Source organism: Sphingobacterium faecale, assembly GCF_016746095.1.
Classification (GTDB): Bacteria; Bacteroidota; Bacteroidia; order Sphingobacteriales; family Sphingobacteriaceae; genus Sphingobacterium; species Sphingobacterium faecale.
Genome location: NZ_JAERTY010000003.1, coordinates 78,670 through 98,783 on the forward strand (window position 1 = coordinate 78,670; position 20,114 = coordinate 98,783).

General features: G+C 39.7%; 18 protein-coding genes. 7 read left to right on the forward strand and 11 right to left on the reverse strand.

Translation table 11 applies throughout. The features are described 5' to 3' along the window. Position 1 precedes the first annotated feature (1 nt). The 5 genes from JKG61_RS05895 to JKG61_RS05915 all read right to left on the reverse strand — a co-directional run bounded on the left by JKG61_RS05895 (position 2) and on the right by JKG61_RS05915 (position 7,107). Positions 2–1,282: a RagB/SusD family nutrient uptake outer membrane protein gene (locus JKG61_RS05895; protein WP_202102059.1), complete on the reverse strand. Its 1,281-nt coding sequence runs from the start codon at positions 1,280–1,282 to the stop codon at positions 2–4. A gap of 4 nt (positions 1,283–1,286) precedes the next feature. Further along, a complete protein-coding gene (locus JKG61_RS05900) occupies positions 1,287–4,622 on the reverse strand; it encodes a SusC/RagA family TonB-linked outer membrane protein (protein WP_202102060.1) in 3,336 nt (1,111 codons plus the stop codon). Between the two features lie 36 nt (positions 4,623–4,658). After that, complete coding sequence (locus JKG61_RS05905; RefSeq protein WP_202102061.1) at positions 4,659–5,747, reverse strand: FecR family protein; 1,089 nt, start codon at positions 5,745–5,747, stop codon at positions 4,659–4,661. A gap of 57 nt (positions 5,748–5,804) precedes the next feature. After that, a complete protein-coding gene (locus tag JKG61_RS05910; RefSeq protein ID WP_202102062.1) occupies positions 5,805–6,371 on the reverse strand; it encodes an RNA polymerase sigma factor in 567 nt (188 codons plus the stop codon). A gap of 187 nt (positions 6,372–6,558) precedes the next feature. Continuing rightward, positions 6,559–7,107 carry a hypothetical protein gene (locus JKG61_RS05915; RefSeq protein ID WP_202102063.1) on the reverse strand — a complete coding sequence of 183 codons (549 nt, stop codon included), beginning with the start codon at positions 7,105–7,107 and terminating at the stop codon, positions 6,559–6,561. 275 nt (positions 7,108–7,382) lie between these two features. Here JKG61_RS05915 and JKG61_RS05920 point away from each other — a divergent pair, with 275 nt between their 5' ends. Continuing rightward, the gene (locus JKG61_RS05920) at positions 7,383–7,736 is read left to right on the forward strand and encodes a VOC family protein (protein ID WP_202102064.1); all 354 of its coding nucleotides are present in this window, start codon (positions 7,383–7,385) and stop codon (positions 7,734–7,736) included. Between the two features lie 168 nt (positions 7,737–7,904). On the opposite strand, the gene JKG61_RS05925 is transcribed toward JKG61_RS05920, so the two are convergent. Together JKG61_RS05925 and JKG61_RS05930 are read right to left on the reverse strand one after the other, a co-directional pair. After that, positions 7,905–8,684: a hypothetical protein gene (locus JKG61_RS05925; RefSeq protein ID WP_202102065.1), complete on the reverse strand. Its 780-nt coding sequence runs from the start codon at positions 8,682–8,684 to the stop codon at positions 7,905–7,907. 156 nt (positions 8,685–8,840) lie between these two features. Continuing rightward, positions 8,841–10,070 carry a BamA/TamA family outer membrane protein gene (locus tag JKG61_RS05930; protein ID WP_237249391.1) on the reverse strand — a complete coding sequence of 410 codons (1,230 nt, stop codon included), beginning with the start codon at positions 10,068–10,070 and terminating at the stop codon, positions 8,841–8,843. Between the two features lie 167 nt (positions 10,071–10,237). Here JKG61_RS05930 and JKG61_RS05935 point away from each other — a divergent pair, with 167 nt between their 5' ends. Next, the gene (locus JKG61_RS05935; RefSeq protein WP_202102067.1) at positions 10,238–10,972 is read left to right on the forward strand and encodes a DUF6882 domain-containing protein; all 735 of its coding nucleotides are present in this window, start codon (positions 10,238–10,240) and stop codon (positions 10,970–10,972) included. A 23-nt stretch (positions 10,973–10,995) separates the two neighbouring features. Beyond that, positions 10,996–11,493 (forward strand): hypothetical protein, encoded by a 498-nt coding sequence (locus JKG61_RS05940; RefSeq protein WP_202102068.1) that lies wholly within the window; start codon positions 10,996–10,998, stop codon positions 11,491–11,493. A 71-nt stretch (positions 11,494–11,564) separates the two neighbouring features. Here the strand turns inward: JKG61_RS05940 and pepF are convergent, their stop codons facing one another. From pepF to JKG61_RS05960, 4 genes are all read right to left on the reverse strand, one after another. Beyond that, positions 11,565–13,439 carry an oligoendopeptidase F gene (gene pepF / locus JKG61_RS05945; RefSeq protein WP_202102069.1) on the reverse strand — a complete coding sequence of 625 codons (1,875 nt, stop codon included), beginning with the start codon at positions 13,437–13,439 and terminating at the stop codon, positions 11,565–11,567. A 69-nt stretch (positions 13,440–13,508) separates the two neighbouring features. Then, positions 13,509–13,742 (reverse strand): hypothetical protein, encoded by a 234-nt coding sequence (locus JKG61_RS05950; RefSeq protein ID WP_202102070.1) that lies wholly within the window; start codon positions 13,740–13,742, stop codon positions 13,509–13,511. 79 nt (positions 13,743–13,821) lie between these two features. Next, positions 13,822–15,510, reverse strand: coding sequence for a GMC oxidoreductase (locus JKG61_RS05955; protein ID WP_202102071.1), 1,689 nt, complete (start codon positions 15,508–15,510; stop codon positions 13,822–13,824). Positions 15,511–15,709: 199 nt separating this feature from the next. After that, the gene (locus tag JKG61_RS05960) at positions 15,710–16,762 is read right to left on the reverse strand and encodes an NAD(P)H-dependent flavin oxidoreductase (RefSeq protein WP_202102072.1); all 1,053 of its coding nucleotides are present in this window, start codon (positions 16,760–16,762) and stop codon (positions 15,710–15,712) included. 104 nt (positions 16,763–16,866) lie between these two features. Between JKG61_RS05960 and JKG61_RS05965 the strand changes: the two genes are divergently transcribed. The 4 genes from JKG61_RS05965 (at position 16,867) to JKG61_RS05980 (ending at position 20,062) form a co-directional block, all read left to right on the forward strand. Next, positions 16,867–17,442, forward strand: a complete 576-nt coding sequence (locus tag JKG61_RS05965; RefSeq protein ID WP_202102073.1) for a Crp/Fnr family transcriptional regulator — start codon at positions 16,867–16,869, stop codon at positions 17,440–17,442. Between the two features lie 62 nt (positions 17,443–17,504). After that, entirely contained in the window at positions 17,505–17,981 is a 477-nt protein-coding gene (locus JKG61_RS05970; RefSeq protein ID WP_202102074.1) for a carboxymuconolactone decarboxylase family protein, read from the forward strand. Positions 17,982–18,039: 58 nt separating this feature from the next. Beyond that, positions 18,040–19,290 carry a putative DNA modification/repair radical SAM protein gene (locus JKG61_RS05975; RefSeq protein ID WP_202102447.1) on the forward strand — a complete coding sequence of 417 codons (1,251 nt, stop codon included), beginning with the start codon at positions 18,040–18,042 and terminating at the stop codon, positions 19,288–19,290. A 1-nt stretch (position 19,291) separates the two neighbouring features. After that, on the forward strand, positions 19,292–20,062 hold the full coding sequence (locus tag JKG61_RS05980) for a TIGR03915 family putative DNA repair protein (RefSeq protein ID WP_202102075.1): 771 nt from the start codon (positions 19,292–19,294) through the stop codon (positions 20,060–20,062). Positions 20,063–20,114: the final 52 nt, after the last annotated feature.

The following is a 20,114-nucleotide window of genomic DNA, read 5'->3' on the forward strand; positions in this document are numbered from 1 at the left end:
ATTAATAACCAGGGTTAGGTTCTAAATTTGTATTACGTTGCAGCTCACTACCAGGAATGGGCAAAAGTGTCTGATACGGTAAAATACCTAAAGTACTTATAGCTTTTTCGGTACGGATGAGGTCATAATACCGAAAGTTTTCACCTAGGAACTCAAGCTGGCGCTCCCGAAGTAATGCCGTAATAAACTCGTTCTCCGAAGACGGTGCTACGATAGGTAATCCGCGAAATTGGCGCAGGGTATTTAGGTAGGTCAATCCTTTGTCTAGTCCTAATCCTTCTGCAGCGATAAGATACATCTCCGAAATGCGGGATATAATGACAGGATCTCTACCTGTCTGTCCGCTAGGGTATTTGTTAACGCAATCCGTACCAGCAATATTGACGATCGTCATGTTACGCCGTTTATCCGTCGAAGCAAACAGATTAACCGTTTCGTTAGTGATTCTATAGTTCCCCTGCCCTTTATTCGGATGAGCATAGGAGTAAAATAGATCCGAAATATTAATGGATGACTCTTCGGAAAGGTTTTCAAATGCAAAGATGACCTCTGCATTTGCCTGCTTTCTGAAGATTTTCTCAAAGCTATCCAATGCATATTTACCAGAAGATATAAGAGCCTGAGCTACTGCCGCAGCCTCTTCCTTTTTGCCCTGTGCTAGATATACACGAGCCTGCAAAGCCTTGACGGCATCTCCCGAAACATAATAGTAGGATTTGGATGTTGTTAAATATTTTGCTGCTTCGAGGAGATTGGTCTCAATAAAGGCCCAGACCTGCTTTTTTGGTGCTCGGAAAGGCTTGTCTAAAGTATTATCAGGTAGTACCGGTACATCGCCCCAACGGGTTATAAGATTGTAGTAGTTTAAAGCTCTAAAATAATATGCTTCTCCCAAAGTTAGATTGCGGATGCTATTCTCGGGTTGCGCAAGGCAGATAGATAACACGTTGTTGACTTGGTACAATGAGCTATAGTAACCATTCCAACCTCTGGAAACAATGGAGTTTAAAGGGGATAGCGTGGAGTTGATCAGATTAATCGGCGAGCTATTGGCTCCTGTCTGTAAATCCCCCCCTAAAAGATCAAAGATGATAAAATTATGTACGCCAGGATCATTCTGCATATTATTGTACATCCCTAGACGCAAAGCTGGAATATCACTAGCCGTCACCGCATCTGGAGCCATAGCCGAATGGGAATATAGATCTAACTTGCCCGAACAGGAGCTAAACAATGATAGTGTTGCAACACAAGCTAATATATAGATATTTTGGAATTTCATGGTTTTATAAATTAATGTTTACACCAAAACTAAAAGTTCTAGGTTGAGGCACTCCAAATAAATCGACACCATAGTACCGCGGATCTAGATTATTGTTTACCTCGGGATCCCATCCAGAATAGTTTGTTAGTAGGAACAGGTTGTCCACAGTAGCAAATACCCGAAGACCATTTAACTTAACCTGTCTGATCAATTGCTTATCAAAATTATAAGCTAGTGTCATAGAACGTAAGCGAATGAAAGACCCGTCTTCAAGAAAACGTGTTGAGTTTTTCGTGTTATGACCTAATCCGACCAACGCTCTAGGGTACACATTTGTACTACCAGCCCCTGCCCATGCGTTTTCTACGTAGCTCAAATCTTTAGCGAAATTTGCTCCTAGATTGGCCATTCCTGTTGATTTCCATTGCGCATACACGTCAGCACCATAGGCGTAAGTAAACAGAAAGTCCAATTGTACACCTTTATAGGAGAAAGAGTTGTTCCAACCTCCGGTAAACTTAGGATTGGCATTTCCTAACACAATACGGTCGTTGTCATTGATAATATTATTGCCATCGACATCGCGCCAACGCACATCTCCGGCGCGCACCCCTAGTTCAAACTGCTCCTGTGGCACTTCGCCATCGTATTGAAATAGTCCATCCCAGTCGAATAAATAGAATGCTCCGATGCTCTCGCCTACTTTCAGAGCTCTATTATCACCTATTGCAATAGGTGTCTGATCTTCCAGCAAAGAGGTAATCCGATTGGTATTGTGGGCGATATTAAAAGCCGACTTCCACTGTACCTGTCCCAGCGGCACATTGGTATTGATGCCAAGCTCGAGCCCTTTATTCATCATAGAGCCAACATTACTCACGATACTCGTCATCCCTGTCGTAGCATGAATAGGCATGCTGTACAGAAGATCGTATGTCTTTTTGTAGTAAGCATCAAATACGATATTCAGCTTTCTTTTAAAAAAGGAGACATCAAAACCAACATCATACTGATTTGCTTTTTCCCACCGTAGATCTTTATTACCAAAAGAAGAAACGGATATCCCGGATTCATTACCATAGTTCTGCCCTCCTGACATAAGCGCTTGATAGGCATACTGCCCAATCCCCTCCTGATTTCCAGTGACACCATAGCTTGCTCTGAACTTTAAATCATTTTCATTGATCCCCATAAACTCTTCATTGGAAATATTCCAGCCAAAAGAGAGGGAAGGAAAATACCCCCAACGATTGTCCCTATGAAACTTAGAAGACCCATCAGCCCGTAAAGTAGCGGTCATTAAATAGCGGTCTTTGTAGGAAAAAGTACCTCTTCCGAAATAAGACTCCAACGCATACTCGCCAATACCACCACTGGCGGCGAAAATTTCTGATGCTACAGATATGACCTGCAAAGATGGGGTCGGAAACCCGCGACCGTCAATGGACGAAGAGCGGCTCATCTGCTTCTGATACGAATGCCCCAACATAGCCGATACAGTCAGATCTCCAAACGTATTGTTATAATTCAAAACGTTATCAAACACAACGTTTTGAATCAACCTGTTATAATCCAACAATCGACCTACTCCAGTACCATAGGGATGCTTTTGATTATAATAGGTATAATCATAGGTGTAACCGATATCTGCACTAAAAGAAGATCGGAATGAAAAATGGTCTAGAAAATTAGCCTGCCCATAATAGGTTCCTAGGTATCTATAATTATCGACGTAAGCATCCTGCTCATTTAGGATCTGTAACGGATTGTGTCGCGTCAGCTCATCTGTACCTCCCACATAATAATCTCCATTAGGCTTAAAAGGACGGTCGAAAGGGCGTTGTTCAATAGCTCGCGCAATAATCGTAGACCCTAAATTGGCACCGGGCACTTGGTTGTTCTTAATGAAATTACCCATATTATTTGCCCCTACCTCTAACCAATCCGTGAACTTATGGCTGACTTTTGTATTCAGGTTATACTTACGAATCGCATTGTTCTTAACTACGCCCGACTGATCGGTAAGCCCCAGTCCAAAATAATAATTGGTCTTGGTATTTCCTCCTGAGAGGGCTGCATCATAGTTTTGAAAATACCCTGTCTGCAAGATCAGTCCTAACCAGTCTGTATCTGGAAGTCCCTGATAGGGATTTTGGATACGTATCTTATAATCACTGTCTCCTATCTTCCGTCCGTATTGCTTATTATAATTGTCCACACCGGCATTAAAACTGGCTATATACTGCTCTGAATTAGCGAGCTTGATTTTATTCTTATTGGCAAACTGGCTAAAACCGGTTGTCAAGTTGACCCTGACATCATTTCTCCCTGCTTTACCGGACTTCGTTGTGATAAGCACAACACCATTACTGGCCCGTGAACCATAAATAGCAGCTGATGCAGCATCTTTCAAGATCTCGATGGATTCTATATCCGCATGATTAAAGGCAGCTAGAGGACTGTAGGACTCCCCAAATGAAAACAATGCCATATCTGAAGTATTGATAGGTACCCCATCCACTACATACAAAGGATTGTTACCCGCACTAATAGACGAATTACCTCGTATAGTAATTTTTTCTCCAGACGCTAGATTTCCAGATCCCATAGATACATTCACACCGGCGATACGACCTTCGAGTAACCTGGTTGGACTAGCAACCTGTCGCATATTGGAATCATCGATTTTAAGACTCCCAACAGCACTCGTCACCAGCGACCTCCGCTGCGTGCCATAACCCACTACAACAGTCTCTTCTAATAGCTTTTCTTCAATATTCAATATAACCCTAGGTGCTTCGTGCAGTCTAATGGTTACATTTTTTGACTCATAACCTGTAAAACTGACACGTACTGTCGCGGAAGTTCCTGTGATAGGTAAATTAAAATATCCCTTTTCATCTGTTTGCGTAGCCTTGGTGCCGTCGACGGACTGTACAGATGCTCCAACTAGAGGAACCCCAGCCTCCGTCACCACAAACCCAGCAACAAATTGTTGGATTACATCCGCTTTTCGTAAAGCAGGAACCGGTGCAACTTTGTCTTTTATAACGATAATGCCTTGGTTCAATTCATAATCAAAAGGCTGACCTTTAAAGATATCCAGTAATAGATCTGCTAAATCTACGTTTTGTGCTTTTATCGACACCCGATTTGCTTCGTTTCTGTACTGACCGTCAAAAAGGTACGAAACATTGGTCTGCTGTTTTATTCTTTTAAATACATCGACCAACTTTTCATTCTTAACATCTAAAGACACCCGTTGTAAACTCATAGCATGTACAGTAGGCATGACCGCACCTACCTGCAGAGCCAGAGCCAGCCACAAGGATCCTTTTCTTCTTTTAAAAAAACTCATGAATTTGATTGTTTAATTAGGTTGATTACTCGCATATTATTTTTCTTGATTCGTAGCAATGGTGAGCTGTCCCTCTTTAACTATGATCTTAACATTTGATGTTGTTTCAATCAGGTCTAACAGCTTATTTAACGGCACGTTTCTATTTACCAAGCCATTCAATCTATTGTCTGGAAGATTGTCGAGATTCACTTCTAGATTGTACCAAAGGCCAATTTTGGTCATGACTTCGCCCATTGGCGTGTTGTCAAAGAAAAATTCGCCGTTACGCCAGGCGGCCACATCTTCGGCATTTTCTACTGTTGTATAGCGTATCTGCTTGCCAATATGTGCCTGATGTCCTGGAGTCATTAGGATTTTCTCGTTATAATTCGATGTCGCTTCGACCGAACCTTCTATTAAAGTAACGATGTCAGTCTGCTGGCCGTTGTACGATGTAATATTAAACTTGGTCCCTAAGACTCTTGTAGATTGTTGGTCTGTGTGGACAATGAAGGGGGCTGATTTGTCATGGGCGACGTCAAAGTAAGCTTCGCCTGACAGGAAAACCTCTCTTTTACCGCTCGTAAAATGAGCGGGGAAACGTATAGCTGTAGCAGCATTAAGCCATACCGATGTACCATCAGATAGAACCAACTGATAGTAGCCACCTTTTGGTGTTACAATCTCGTGCATAGTTGTTTCCGAACCATCTTCTTCCCGATATATACCTTCGCCTTCCAGCTTTGCTAAGTCTTCTAAGGATGTCAGGGAATATACCTGCCCTGTCCCTGTTATTAAATTAGCTCCCATCTTACCGGGACCTACTTCCGCTAGGTTAATCTCCATATCATGGGTCCTGGTCCAGTAATAGCCTCCAATCAAAAACAAAGGCAAAAGTATCGCGGCTGCCCAACGTAGGTAAGCCTGTCGAGAACGACGCAAAGTCCTAACCTTTTGCTGCTCATAGATATTGTCCCATATACGGGACTCCATCTCTTCTATTTGTGCCGCAGACTTTTCTTGGGTAATGTCAAGATTAGACTGCAAATCATCGTAGTATTGCTCTACATGATCTATTTCTTTCTTATCCGCTTTGCCAAGAAGATATTTTTGTATTACGTCTTTAAAGTTCTTTTTCATCATCTGTTCTTATACTAAAGACAGATGACAAACAGGAAAGCCCAGTCGGATTAAAAAAAATTAAAAGAAAAGCAGAATCAGAAACTTGAGTATACTTCGAATTGTAGAAATAGCTTTCCCAAGGTGGTTTCGAACTGTTTTTATAGAGAGTCCCATCACTGCTGCTATCTCATCTGTAGATCTATTCTCTTCATATCGCATAGCAAAAACTGTTCGCTGTTGTGGGGGCAAAGAAAGAATCTTTTCATTAAGATTATTATAAGCTTCTTTAGTAAGTAAATCTTTTAAAGGGGATGAATCATTCTGAATATTCTCTTCGTAATCTGTAATTAATTCCGGCTTATTTTTGAGGATAAAATTAAGAGTTTTATTTCTGGTCAACACAAAAAGATAGGCTCTGAGTTCCTGAATAGACACCTTCTCTCTGTTTTCCCATAGTGTTGTAAAGATGTCCTGAGTAATATTTTCAGCATCATCTTGGCTGCGTAGTCTTTTGTACGCTTCATTATAGACAAATATCCAATGTAAGCGGTACAGCTTTTCGAAAGCCTCATGACTGCCCGAAGCGAGTTGGTCAAGCAGCTGATATTCTGCTTCACGAGAGCTGTTCAATTCATTTGGATTCACATTGGCAAATTTAGGATACCCGATATAAATCTTTTGTTATATCTAGGTTAAGTTATTTGTATATCAAATTTATTGCTATAAAAATATTGAATAAAAATCTATAATAGCAATATATAATCGTATTCTAATCTACAAATACCTATTCACTCAACCGATAATATAACATTACCGCGAAAATAACATCCCACTATTCCAATAAACTCGCAAACCCATCTTTCTCTATTTGTACGTCGCTTGTCTTTGAAGACAGCAATTGATGTTTTTTCAATAGACGTATGGTAGGGGATTCAAACTTCCAATTCATCGGTTTGTCTAAAAAATAGAATTTCCCACCGTCGGTCGTTTTGATCTCAACAAGGTATATGTAGTATTTATCTAAAGCATTACGAAGTCTAACGCTGGAAACCAGATCGACATGCTCTGCCTGAAAAGTGATTTCATCGATCCGTAGTGTATCCCGTTCCAATATTACTTTGGATAAATAAATATTTTTCCGGAGACGCAGATACTCCGAGAGACAAAGAAAGGAAATAGCAATTATACAGGTGATAACTACGCAGAGTAATAACACAAGGTCCCTGTCCTCGGAGAAGATATATATGATTAGAGTGGGTACAATTACCAATAGCACTATCGGTCCAAATCGTGCAGAAAAAAAAGAAAAATAGGTCGGGCTCAATATATTCGTACTCTCAGTAATCATATCACCTGCTAAATTAGTTTTTTTTAACTTCATTCCCTGCAAAATCTATCTCCTTTGTTATCAAACCCATAAAAGTCTACGATGGATTTTGTATAGAGACACGAGGCAAACTTTCTCCGTTACATTTGAAGTCGATTATCTCCACTAGTACCCACTAAAATCTAAGTAAAACAAATCTACTACCAGAAACATAGATATTACCGAGTCAAATTTAACAACAGCGTCTAAAATTGATTAACTTGTAGATAGAAAAGGTAAATTCGCTAAACGACAGTAATTGGTAACGATCTATAAAATATTTCCATAAAATGAAAGTAAAACGTATTGTGGTCAATATGGCTACTACAGAAATCTATAGAGCAAAAGTCTTCTATCAAGATATCCTGGGTCTACAAACACTAATGGATATGAACTGGATCCATACCTATGGTAATGAAGAGCAGATGCAAATACAGATTAGCTTCATGAGTGAGGGAGGAGCTGGTACTCCAGTTCCCGATATTTCGATCGAAGTAGACGACATTGATTATGTTTATCAGAAAATGATTAAAAGGGGTTTTACGATTATATACGGCCCTACTGATGAATCTTGGGGCGTACGAAGATTTTTCGTAAAAGACCCTTTTGATAAAACAATCAATATTTTATCACATAGCGAATAAATATGGATTTAAATATTAGATTATAAACATGAAGATGCCCCCTATCATTGAAATCCATAAAGTCGCTATGGGGCTTTTGAAAATTGAACATAACCTCCATAAGATCGAAATAAAACCATTAATGCCTTTTTAAAGCTATTACAACATTTCTTTATTTCTAAACTGAGGCTATTTTCTCTTCAGTTCTTTCATCGACTCAAAACCTGTTGGATACAACAGTCTATCTTCTTTAATACGTATATCGTAAGCACTACCGATATCCGCTGGCAACATACGAAGACCTATGTTCCTATTAAAACTATGAATGTTTTTAACTTTAAGAGCGGCGTAACTATTATTGTAATGCCAGCTTCCTAACTCCCAAGTGCCAATTTCTTCGTTCATAAAAAAATAGCTATCACGTTCGTTGGAATGCTGAGCATGGTATATCTTCGCATCATCCAGTCGAATTGTAGTCGTCCCCTTGGAGAAGTTAGAAGAAACCATGTACTCTCCAATGTATTGCTTTTCTTCGGAGCGAGGTGTTCGGACAATGCCTGTTAGTAGTTCGAAATTGTCTTCTAAAAATAAATCATTGGTGACACTAATAACAGATTCTTCACCGTCCAAAGAATCTATCAATGCAAATAACGCCACAAGGTTTACTCGGTTTTGCTGTATAAGCACAGTGTCCCTAATACCTTTCACCATATGGGAAAAATAAATGTATTGATGTGCTCTAAGCTTATCTTCTTTAAATTCTATTCCATAAGAATTAAGAATTCTCGCACCTTCTTTATTACTCCATTCAATTTGCACGGACTGCTCGGGACTAAAAGACTCGTCATCAAACCGATAGTACAATGTCTTGATAGTAGTCTTACATATTGCTTTTCCAAAAAAATTGACACCTTGCCCGTGAACGGTATGTAAGAGCAAAACAACAAAAACAGTAAGTATATATTTCATATATAATTATTCGTGAATTTAAATGTTTTCTTGATAGAACTTATGAATGCTTCAAAATTAATGATTGTAGCTAAGAAAATAAGATACCTTTACAATTCGCGATATGACTTTTACAATATGTCGTAAGCCATAATACATCCTCTACATAATAAAGAATTAGAACACCTCTCCCAGCCCTAAGCTCAAACCTCGATATCCCTTGCTAAAACCATAGTCAATGGCAATATTAGTACCTGAAGCCTTATTAAACTTTATTCGCGCCCCCGCTCCTGTAGCGAGGTTCCAATTGCCAAAGAACGTGGATTTAGGACCACTTACAGTAGTCGCATTCGCAAAAACAACAAATCCTAACAGTCCATTTGTCGTGATATCCCGTCTATATTCTCCCTCTAGATAGTAAAGAGATTTTCCCCTATATCTGCTTAAAGGGAGTCCTCGGCCAGAACTGTTATAGGGGTCCCAGCTCAAATTTGGTAAATCGAGGTAGGGAGTCTTAGAATTGAACACAGTCCAAAAGAAATTGCGGAAGGCCAACATATTCTGTTTATTGAAATCCTCGGTTAACCTATAATATTTCCGAACTTCCATATAGAGTGAACTCCAATTGTCAGAACTCCCCATAAAAGTCGGATTGACACGAAATTGGAGATTAGCATAATTACCATCCAGTGTGTTGATGGAGTTAGAACGGGTATCAAAAATCAAATTCAAGCTAAGTCCAGAGGAAACACTAGATCCAGCTTCAGAAGTCCCCCAAGAATAATCTGTAAAATCGGCCAGCGATTGGTCACTCTTGCTCCGGATATTGACACGGTAGTCCAAATCATACCCCATCCCCATGAGGAAGCCTCCACGGATACGCTTCAATACATGTTGATAAAACCGTACATAGGTATAATCCAGATTGATACTCTCACCAGGGCCATGGCCTGTGCCTAGCCCCCAGGTCTCGTGCGGGTACTTAAGCCATCTAATATCGCCATCGATTACCCATTTATTCTCCTTAAGCCACACATAAGAGCGAATAGGAAAGCCAAAACGCTTACCAAAATTAGTATAAGGGGTAAATGTCACTTGAGACAGATACGTATCGCTCCGATCTCCAAGATAAAAACCTGCTGTAGTCGAGGTTATTAAAGCGGTACCACCACCTGGCACACTCGTAGAAAAAGGCAAAAATGAAAAATACATTTTCTTTCCGGTGCTCTTTTGCCCTTCGGGTGGTCTGAGATTAAGTATCTCTTTACCTATATCAATCAAATCCCGCTGTCGGCTAGTATCGGACTCGAAGGAGGTTTTCTCAATTTCATTGACAAGACTCTGCGCCGAACAGACTGTCGAAAATAAAAAAGTGAATGGCAAAAACAAAAACAGGCACTTACTCATGTAATAACGATATAGCAACACTACACTAAGATACATTAACCATACCAAAGACAATCCAAAAATTATACAGTTTTTAAAAGGACTATAAATATGAACGGCTTCACATCTTCTTTGACCTATTCCGAATTATTGTATTTTCCTAATTTAGTTTTCATAAAAAATATATTATGGGATTTTTAGATAAACTATTTGGAAAAAACAACACCAAAAATACAGAGGCGCCAACTACAACAAAAGAAGTACCAACACCTATTTTGACGGAAGAAGGACTACTAGAACAGTATGGTGGAATTGCGCTCGAAAAACAGCTTGATTTTGGAGAACTAATGGGTGATAATAATTGGAATGTAGATATGACCGCTGGGACTATAAGTTTTTGTGATAGCCTGAGTTTCCCACTACAGGTACTGGGTACATTCTCCCATTCTTCAGAAACATGGCTGTGGGCTTGGGCAAATCAACAGTCTGACCTGCCCGATTCCATCCAACAGAACGCCCTACAGCTAAAGAAATATGGTGAAGATAATGAAATTGATCTCCTCAGAAATCCAAGATTTGATTTTTCAACAAACGAACTGCACCTTTTAGGCATAATAGCGACAGGTCTTTGTCATGCTGATGCTTATTATATAGCAGACTACGGACAGGGAGCTATGCTACTGACCATAACAGACTCCCGTATTAAACAAGTACGCCATGACACACACGATAGATTACGCTTTGTGTTCCCACAGTTAATCAGTCAATTTGAAATGAACCACCAAAATGCGTTGAGATCCTATCTCCGTACAAAAGGATATACCGTCGAGGAAACTAAAACAACTTTGACAGCCACGAAAGACAGTGATATCATTCAGGCAGAGTTTGATGACCTATCCAGGTTAACCAATCTCAAAGGATAAGCGAATCTCTAGAATTAACATTTATGACTTTTGAGATTCAAGATATTTCAACATTAGAAGAAAGAATTTTAACGAATAGATCCGCTGTTCAGAATTTCCCTAAATCGCTTGACTTTCCTTTTTCAGATTGGTACAGAAGTATAGTGACACCGATTAAAACCACCATTATTGCAGGAGATAGTATACTGTATAATGCACCAGAAGCGGTAAATGAGTCTAAAGAGTTCAATACAACGACACTTTGGTGTTTCGCTGGGAGTGGAACCGGAGACAGATGGCTATTAGACAAGGATGAAATGGTATTCTACTATGACCATGATTACGACGAAGGTTTTGTTCCCCTTTACATTATGCTAAAACAATGGCTACAGATGTCTTTTCTCTTCCGCCAACTGGAAGATTATATCGATAGTGGACAAGCAACAACAGATGCTGTAATCACCAACTTCAAAAACACGCTGAAGAAAACACACCCTGATCTAGAGCAGAACTACCCCTACCTGATCAGCTCAAGCATATAAGAAAAAAACTTATAGAACACAAAAGCCGTATTAAATAAATACGGCTTTTGTTATACACAGGAGAATAACCTTTATTTCCCCAACCTAGTCAAAATCGCTTCCATCTCAGCCATTACCTTATTGATTTTGGCAATAGTCAGATCAAACGGTTCAGAGGTATTCATATCTACTCCAGCGTCTACCAAAAGGTCTACAGGATATTTGGTACTACCCGATGAAAGAAAGTTAAGGTACTTTTTACGATCCTCATCTGTACCACGTAGTACTTTTTCTGAAAGTGCCGTTGATGCTGTGAAAGAGGTTGCGTACTGATATACGTAGAAGTTATAGTAAAAATGTGGAATATAAGACCATTCTGATTTTACATTATCATCCACGATACAAACATTCTTATCATGGCCATAATAGCGGCGCGTTAGCTCCAAATACATCTTATCAAAGTCCTCACCTGTTAAAGCTTCCCCTTTTGCAACGCGATCATGAATCATAGATTCAAACTCTGCAAATTGGGTCTGACGGAATAAAGTTCCTTTAGCTCCTTCAAGATAATTACCTAAAATGGCTAACCTTACTTTGTCGTCTTTGATCTGCTTCAACATATAATCATTCAACAGTTCTTCATTCAATGTAGAAGCCACTTCGGCAACGAAAATAGAATAATCAGCGTTAGCAAAATGTTGCTTTTTATTGGTCAGATAACTATGCATAGTGTGCCCCAATTCGTGGGTCAATGTCGACATATCATTATACTTTCCATTATAGTTCATCAGGATATAAGGATGCACATCATAGGCCGACCCATTGGAATATGCTCCAGAACGCTTACCTTCATTAGGATACATATCAATCCAACGCTCGTTGAATGCCTTATTCGAAACATCAACATAATCTTTACCCAAAGGTTTCAGGGATTTTAAAATATTACCCACTGCCTCGTCTACCGTATAAGCCAAATCTACCTGCTCCACTAACGGTGCATATAGGTCATAGTAGTGCAGTGTATCAATCCCCATCATACGCTTACGAAGATTAAGGTAACGGTGAAAAGTATTCAGGTTTCCATTCACATTCTTCACGAGATTATGATAAACCGCAGTCGGAATATTACCATCATCTAAGGCACGCTCCAGGGTACTGTTATAGTTTCGTGCCTTGGTAGCAAACAGCCCTGCATTAATATTACCGTATAGCTGTGCTCCAAAAGTACGTTGAAACTCGTTCAATTTATTGAAATACGCATCAAATACTTTGCTACGGACAGCTCTATCATCGCTGGCTCTGTATAATGCGAAATTAGCGGAATTAAGTGTTATCGTTTTTCCATTCAGCTCAATTTCTGGATATGGAAATTCCGCATTAGAAAATGTGCTGAAAATATTGGCTGCATTGCCTGACATCAATGAAGAATAAGCCATTATTTTTTCAACCTCTTCAGAACCGCGATGCGCACGCTTGCGTAGCAGATCCATAAGATAAAACTTGTAAGTCGCCAACCCTTTTTCTGCTGCAAAAAATGCGTTTAATTTGCCTTCTTCTAAAGTCAGTAACTCCGGTTCCATATAAGATACCAAAGCGCCATACTCCGCAAAAAGTTGCTGCAGCTCTTGCTTCATTCCTGCATATTTAGTCACTCGGGTATCCTGATCAGATTTCATCGATGCATATGAAGACAGTCGGACCATTTCCTTGGCCAATCCACTGTTCAACTCTAAAGCCTCCAAAAGCGTAGCGGCAGACTGAGTGAGCTTGCCCTTATACGAGACAACTTGTTTCATTTGTTGCTGTACACGCTCTTTCTCGACTTTCCAACTTTCATCTGTGGAATATAAATCGGTCAGATTCCATTTATATTTCGCAGGGACTTCGTCACGAACTTTCATTTGGCTGACAGCTATGGAAGTTGAAAATAACATCACAGCGGTCATTAATTGTGTTTTTTTACGCATAATTTATGATTATATAAAATGCTCCTAATTTACAAAAATATAGGTTGCCTATAAAAAGCAAAACTTGGGCTAAAATTTTTCTTCTTCTTTTACCAAAGAAAATATAATAGCTTTTTGCGGATACTCTTCAATACTCTTGCCACTGGTATTGCTTACTATTTTTTTGATACTCACTTTGTCTCCCAACTTAAAGTTGGCTTCAGTGAGCTTGTAGTCTAATAAGTAAGGACCACAATAATAGTTTCCCTTTTCATCCTGTTCAACTATTCCTTGATACAATCCTCTCTTTGTTTCTCTAGCCATATATACACTATTTTAAACAACAAAGATACGTAGATAAAAGACAGAAACTTCGCTATCGGTACGACAAAAAAACTAACGGCTATATATCCCCTCTTTTTAGTGCTGTCACTGCATAATTAGCCGCTCTAGCGGTTAGTGCCATAAAGGTTAGCGACGGATTTTGCGTTCCCGTAGAAGTCATGCAAGCACCATCTGTCACAAATACATTTGGACATTGATGCAACTGATTCCAACTATTTAAGAGCGATGTATTTGAATCACGTCCCATACGGACTCCCCCCATTTCATGAATATCCAATCCTGGATTTTGCGAACTGCGATTTTGCGTTATGTTCTTAACGCCTGCACTTCTTAACATGGCCTCACCCTCCGCTAAAAAGTCTTCCAGACTCTTATAATCATTATCCTGATAACCAACGGAGGTTATCAGCTGAGGAATCCCATAGACATCTACCTCTGTGTCACTAAGTCTGACATGATTGTCCAGAACGGGGATTGTCTCCCCCTGCATCATCATAAAAACCCGCCAGCTTCCTGGCTCACTCAAACCATCCTTAAAAGCAGCTCCGACTTCATGTTCCGAACCTGCTCCGGTAGGACGATAGGCCGAAAAAAACGAAGCATAACCACGTAAAAAATCAGTTTCTTGCCCTTTTACATTTCTAAAATTCGGAAGGAGAGGTTGTGTCGGACGTCGACCATAATAATATTTATCCTCAAAGCCCTCCACTGCACCTGACAAGCTCCCCATATAATTATGAAAGGCGATATATCTACCCAACAGTCCATTATCGTTCCCCAGTCCGTCGGGAAAACGGCTAGATTTTGAATTTAATAGAATCTGGTTTGTAGCCAAAGCTGAAGCATTGACAAATACTATTTTTGCATAAAAATCGATCGTCTCTTTATTATCGCGGTCTATAACACGTACCCCTGTTGCCCTGCCTTTTGCATCATCATAAATAATAGATTCTACAATAGAATTGGGACGTAACGTAAGATTCCCTGTTTTCTCTGCCCAAGGTAATGTAGAAGAATTAGAACTAAAGTACCCACCGAAAGGACAACCACGACTACATAACGAACGTGCCATGCACTGGGTCCTCCCTTGAGCCACATGTATGGGCTCTGGTCTAGTTACATGAGCGCATCGTCCACTGATTACCTGCCGATCTGGATAAGCAGTATGTATATGGTTTTGAATCATCTTCTCTACACTATTGAGTTCGAAAGCGGGTAAAAATTCGCCATCAGGCATAGCTACGTTAGCTTCCTTTTTACCTGAAACACCAATAAACTTTTCTACATAACTATACCAAGGAGCGATGTCTTTATAGCGGATAGGCCAGTCGACCGCAAAGCCATCACGTGCAGGTCCTTCAAAATCAAAGTCAGACCAGCGTTGTACCTGTCTTGCCCAGGTCAATGATTTCCCCCCGACTTGGTAGCCTCGAATCCAATCAAAGGGCTTTTCTTGAATATAGGGCTGTTCATTATCTTTCGTAAAAAAGTGAAGCGCGTCTTCCTTAAAGGCGTAACACTTGGATACAATAGGATTTTCCTTTAAGACTTTTAAAGGCACTCGATTATAGTGAGGCAACTGCCAAATATCATGGTGAGCTGTCGGATAATCTTTAATGTGTTTGACATCTGTTCCTCTTTCGAGAACCAATGTTTTTAATCCTCTATCACAAAACTCTTTAGCAGCCCATCCTCCAGAAATACCAGAACCGATTACAATAACATCAAAATGATTTTTATCTAACATTGTTTTAGGTTTTATAACGAATACAGCTAATTCATTTACAGCAGAACCGAAAGAAGGCTTATATCATTATTTAAAATTAAAGCTTTACTAAATTCAATCCAATAAAATTCGTTTTTTTAGACTGAATATAAATAACACGTCTATTCCTGAAATAAAGGTTCCTATTTTCCAAGACAATCAAAATTACTTATTTAAAACTTTAAGCTTCAGTAATTAACTTTCTCAAAATATCTGTCGTAGACATACTACTAAAATGAGATAAAGATTGTCCAGCCCAGATATTTAGAAACTGAATATTTCCCTGCTCCTTTGCAACTCGACGTAAAGCACCTGTTATTTTATTCTGATAAGGATACGGAAGTATATATCCACTACGATCCATAGCATCCGTAAAAGTATTCCGAATCCCACGAGCATATCTTCCCGAAAAGCTCTTCGTCAGAACGATATCTGTCTCTCTCGCAGCGATCAAACGCTCCTTCTCTATATCCATTAGTGCACTTTCAACAGATGCGCACAGCATGCTACCGACCTGAAATCCACGAGCTCCCAACACTTGAGCGGCAGCCAACATTTCCCCTTTATAGAGTCCTCCAGCATATACCAAAGGCACCTTTACATGATCATAAACCTGCGCTAGCAGAGAAAACCCACCAATCTTAGGTAGTCCCGTATCGTCAAAACTCCCTCGATGCCCACCTGCTTCAATTCCCTGTACACAGATAATATCAATACCAGATTTCTCCAATATCAAAGCTTCTTCTACACTGGTACATGTACCAATCAAAAGACACCCTTCTTTTTTTAAGCGATCAATACTACAGTCATCCAAGTTTCCAAAAGTAAAGCTTACAATTTTGCAGCCCTCTTCCAAAATAACATCAAGCAACTCATGGTAACGATTAACCTTGATTTCGGAAAGATCCGGTATACGGATATCCAAATCATGCTCCTGAGCCAACTCTTCAATAAAAGCTTTTGTCGCTCGGTATTGCTCTCTCAACACATCTGTAATCGCAGGGATATGGTGAGCAAAAATATTAACAGCAAAAGATTTGTCTATTAGCGCCCTAACCTTTCGGATCATCTTGACAGCACCTTCTGCATTCATATCACCCAAGGCCAACGAACCCAAACAACCGGCCGATGCTGTTGCTGCGACCATTTCTGGAGTCGTCACCCCAAACATAGGAGCCTGTATTATCGGATAAGTTGTTCCAAAAGATCTTGTTAACTGTTCATCCCAATGCATCGTATAAGTTTTTTTAGTACACTACAATTGTCCATACAAAAATAAGACTAATTCTCGCAAGCATCTTCTTTATCCTCAAAAACAATTTTGATGTATCTTGCATCATGGCAAAAGAGTTATTCCAACATATCAATCAATTTGTAAAAGTCGAAGAAGAGGAATTTATAGAGATGATTTCCTATTTTGAACAGGAAGTCTTTCGTAAAAAAGACCTTGTGATGCATCTAAGCGAACAGCATCCTAAAGAATATTTCGTCATAACGGGTTGCCTTCATATGTACTTTATAGATCCACAGGGAATAGAGCACACGGTTCAATTTGGCTTAAAAAAGTGGTGGTTAGCTGACTACCTTGCCCTTCAAAGGAAACAACCTGCCGAATTTTATATACAAGCCGTAGAAAACACCCAATTATACAGCATTACCGCTAAAAAAAGAGAAAAATTACTAGCCGCTTTCCCTAAGATGGAGTCTTACTTTCGAACAGTATATCAGATAGCTTACGGTGCCTATCAAACTCGCATGAAATACATATTGAGCTACAGTAAGGAAGATATATATTTTCAGTTCAAAGATGCCTTTCCTGACTTCGTAAACAGTGTGCCACAATACCTCATCGCGAGTTACCTCGGACTTTCGGCCGAGTATGTCAGTAAATTAAGACGTAAAATCACTTCTTGAACCTGTTCAAGTTTTTAAACGTGTCATAACTGTACCTTTGATATATCAAAAAATAATAGATCATGGCACAACGATTAAACTACAGTTCATTCATTCCTGCGACCTATAGCAAACTCATAGAACTAGATACCCTAGCAGGCAATTCATCATTAGACAATCTTCTTATACATTTGGTACGTTTGCGGGCATCCCAGATAAATGGGTGCTTATTCTGTGTCGATATCCATGCTAAACAAGCTGTCCGTGATGGTGAAAACCGCCTTCGTTTATTACATCTCACAGGCTGGCAAGAGTCCGACCTATTTTCAGTAAAAGAGAGAGCTGCCCTGTTATGGACAGAAGCTCTGACACGCCTTAGCCCAGAAAGCACGAACGACAACCTATATCAATCGGTAAAAGCATATTTCTCTGATGCAGAGATTGCTCAATTGACGATGATTATTACTCTTATCAATGCGTTGAATCGCTTTGGTGTGGCATTCCGTGCGCAACCTGGCACGTTGGATAAAATATTGGGATTGGATGGCGTAACGCTATAAGAGAGAATTAAAGAAAAAATAATATATCAAAAATACTAATAATATTAGTATTTTTGGCATTATGGAAAGACTCGAAGAAAAACTAAAAATTCTTGCTGATGCCGCAAAATATGATGTGAGTTGCAGTTCATCGGGATCCAAAAGGAAAAATACAGGAGGTATAGGTGATGCCTCCTATTCAGGGATTTGTCACACCTACACAGAAGACGGGCGATGTGTATCCCTTCTAAAGATACTTTTGACCAATCATTGTATCTATGACTGCGCGTTCTGTGTCAGTAGACGTTCAAACGATATTCAACGGGCAGCTTTTACTGTCGAAGAAGTTGTACAACTAACAATGAACTTCTATCGGCGCAATTACATCGAAGGACTGTTCCTGAGTTCCGGCATATTCAAAAATGCAGATTACACTATGGAGAGGCTACTCCGTATTGCCAAAAAGCTTCGCACCGAAGAGCGCTATAATGGATATATACATCTCAAGACTATCCCTGGAGCAAGCGAAGAACTCATACAGCAAGCCGGGCTATATGTAGACAGGATGAGTATCAATCTGGAGCTTCCTACAGATGCTGGATTAAAACTAGTAGCTCCAGAAAAAGACCACGATTCAGTTAGAAAACCGTTGGCTTTTGTGAACGACAAATTAAAACAATATAAAAACGAAAAAAAGAGTCTCAAACATATCCCTTCTTTTGTTCCGGCAGGACAAAGTACACAGATGGTAATTGGTGCAACTCCCGAAAACGACTATGAGATTATGCAGGTGGCCGACGATTTTTACACCAACTATAACTTAAAAAGAGTCTACTACTCCGGATATATTCCGATTGCAAATACAGATAGTCTACTCCCGCAAATAGGAACGAAACCTCCCCTTGTTCGAGAAAACAGATTGTACCAGACCGATTGGTTAATGCGTTTCTACGGATTTAAGATTCACGAGATTTTAAATCCCGAATTCCAGAATCTAGATCTAGAGATAGATCCTAAATTAAGCTGGGCATTACGTCACCCCCATCTGTTCCCAATCGATATAAACACAGCAGACTACTGGACCATTATACGCATCCCAGGTGTAGGAAGACAATCAGCAATGAAAATAATCCAAGCACGAAAATTTGGAAAACTCCGCGAGTACCAGTTAAAAAAAATGGGCATAGCCTACAATCGCGCCCGGCACTTTATGATATGTGCAGACTCCCTGATCACTTTGGGCGATATAAAAATGGATAATGTGCGCAGGCATATTCTACAGGGCACACTTCATAACCAGTCTTCAGTAACACAACTATCTTTATTTTAGTATGATCTATAGTTACGACGGCAGTTACCAAGGACTTCTTACAGCTGTATTCACCGCTTTTGAATACAAAGAGTATAATGTAAAACTAGCGCTAGATTCTGAGCTACAAGGAGCCTTGTTTGATCAAATCAAACACATCAGCTCCGACAGTACCAAATCAAACCGTGTATATCAAGGATTATATAAAATACTTCCCCAAAACAAGGCTATGGACTTTTGGAGAGCCTTTCTTTCCGAAGACCCCGAAATACGGCAGACCATCTTCGAATTGATAATAAAAAGTTTTAAAAACGATATTTCCATCCTTCAAAATTATGGTGACGAAAGGGTATTAAGATTCCACCAGGCACTACGAAAAGTCAATCGAGAACGCCATCGTATGAAAGCTTTTGTCAGATTCCAAAAAGACAACAACGGAATGTACGTCTCCATCGTGGAGCCTGACTTTAATGTCTTACCCTTGATCATATCCTTTTTTAAAAACCGATATGCCGATCAACCGTGGTTAATATATGACAACAAACGCCAATACGGTATACTCTATGACCTACACACAGTAACCGAAGTAACCATAACCAAAGAACAGTCAAAGGCATTACAACATCCCGGACAGCATATTGAAGTTGATGCGACAGATAGCCTATACACAAAATTATGGCAAAGCTATTTCAAAAGCACGAACATAGAAGCCCGAAAAAATCTAAAACTACACCTACAACATGTACCCAAAAGATATTGGAAATATCTGCCCGAAAAATTAGATAAAGATTAAAGCAACTGAAATCCGCACTGACCCTTCTTTTTTTTGTAGATTCGCTACCTCA

Excerpts from the sequence above, each read along its gene's own strand:
- JKG61_RS05895 (WP_202102059.1), bottom strand. The coding sequence starts at position 1,282 with ATGAAATTCCAAAATATCTATATATTAGCTTGTGTTGCAACACTATCA.
- JKG61_RS05900 (WP_202102060.1), bottom strand. The coding sequence starts at position 4,622 with ATGAGTTTTTTTAAAAGAAGAAAAGGATCCTTGTGGCTGGCTCTGGCT.
- JKG61_RS05905 (WP_202102061.1), bottom strand. The coding sequence starts at position 5,747 with ATGATGAAAAAGAACTTTAAAGACGTAATACAAAAATATCTTCTTGGC.
- JKG61_RS05915 (WP_202102063.1), bottom strand. The coding sequence starts at position 7,107 with ATGAAGTTAAAAAAAACTAATTTAGCAGGTGATATGATTACTGAGAGT.
- JKG61_RS05920 (WP_202102064.1), top strand. The coding sequence starts at position 7,383 with ATGAAAGTAAAACGTATTGTGGTCAATATGGCTACTACAGAAATCTAT.
- JKG61_RS05925 (WP_202102065.1), bottom strand. The coding sequence starts at position 8,684 with ATGAAATATATACTTACTGTTTTTGTTGTTTTGCTCTTACATACCGTT.
- JKG61_RS05930 (WP_237249391.1), bottom strand. The coding sequence starts at position 10,070 with ATGAGTAAGTGCCTGTTTTTGTTTTTGCCATTCACTTTTTTATTTTCG.
- JKG61_RS05935 (WP_202102067.1), top strand. The coding sequence starts at position 10,238 with ATGGGATTTTTAGATAAACTATTTGGAAAAAACAACACCAAAAATACA.
- JKG61_RS05940 (WP_202102068.1), top strand. The coding sequence starts at position 10,996 with ATGACTTTTGAGATTCAAGATATTTCAACATTAGAAGAAAGAATTTTA.
- pepF (WP_202102069.1), bottom strand. The coding sequence starts at position 13,439 with ATGCGTAAAAAAACACAATTAATGACCGCTGTGATGTTATTTTCAACT.
- JKG61_RS05950 (WP_202102070.1), bottom strand. The coding sequence starts at position 13,742 with ATGGCTAGAGAAACAAAGAGAGGATTGTATCAAGGAATAGTTGAACAG.
- JKG61_RS05955 (WP_202102071.1), bottom strand. The coding sequence starts at position 15,510 with ATGTTAGATAAAAATCATTTTGATGTTATTGTAATCGGTTCTGGTATT.
- JKG61_RS05960 (WP_202102072.1), bottom strand. The coding sequence starts at position 16,762 with ATGCATTGGGATGAACAGTTAACAAGATCTTTTGGAACAACTTATCCG.
- JKG61_RS05965 (WP_202102073.1), top strand. The coding sequence starts at position 16,867 with ATGGCAAAAGAGTTATTCCAACATATCAATCAATTTGTAAAAGTCGAA.
- JKG61_RS05970 (WP_202102074.1), top strand. The coding sequence starts at position 17,505 with ATGGCACAACGATTAAACTACAGTTCATTCATTCCTGCGACCTATAGC.
- JKG61_RS05980 (WP_202102075.1), top strand. The coding sequence starts at position 19,292 with ATGATCTATAGTTACGACGGCAGTTACCAAGGACTTCTTACAGCTGTA.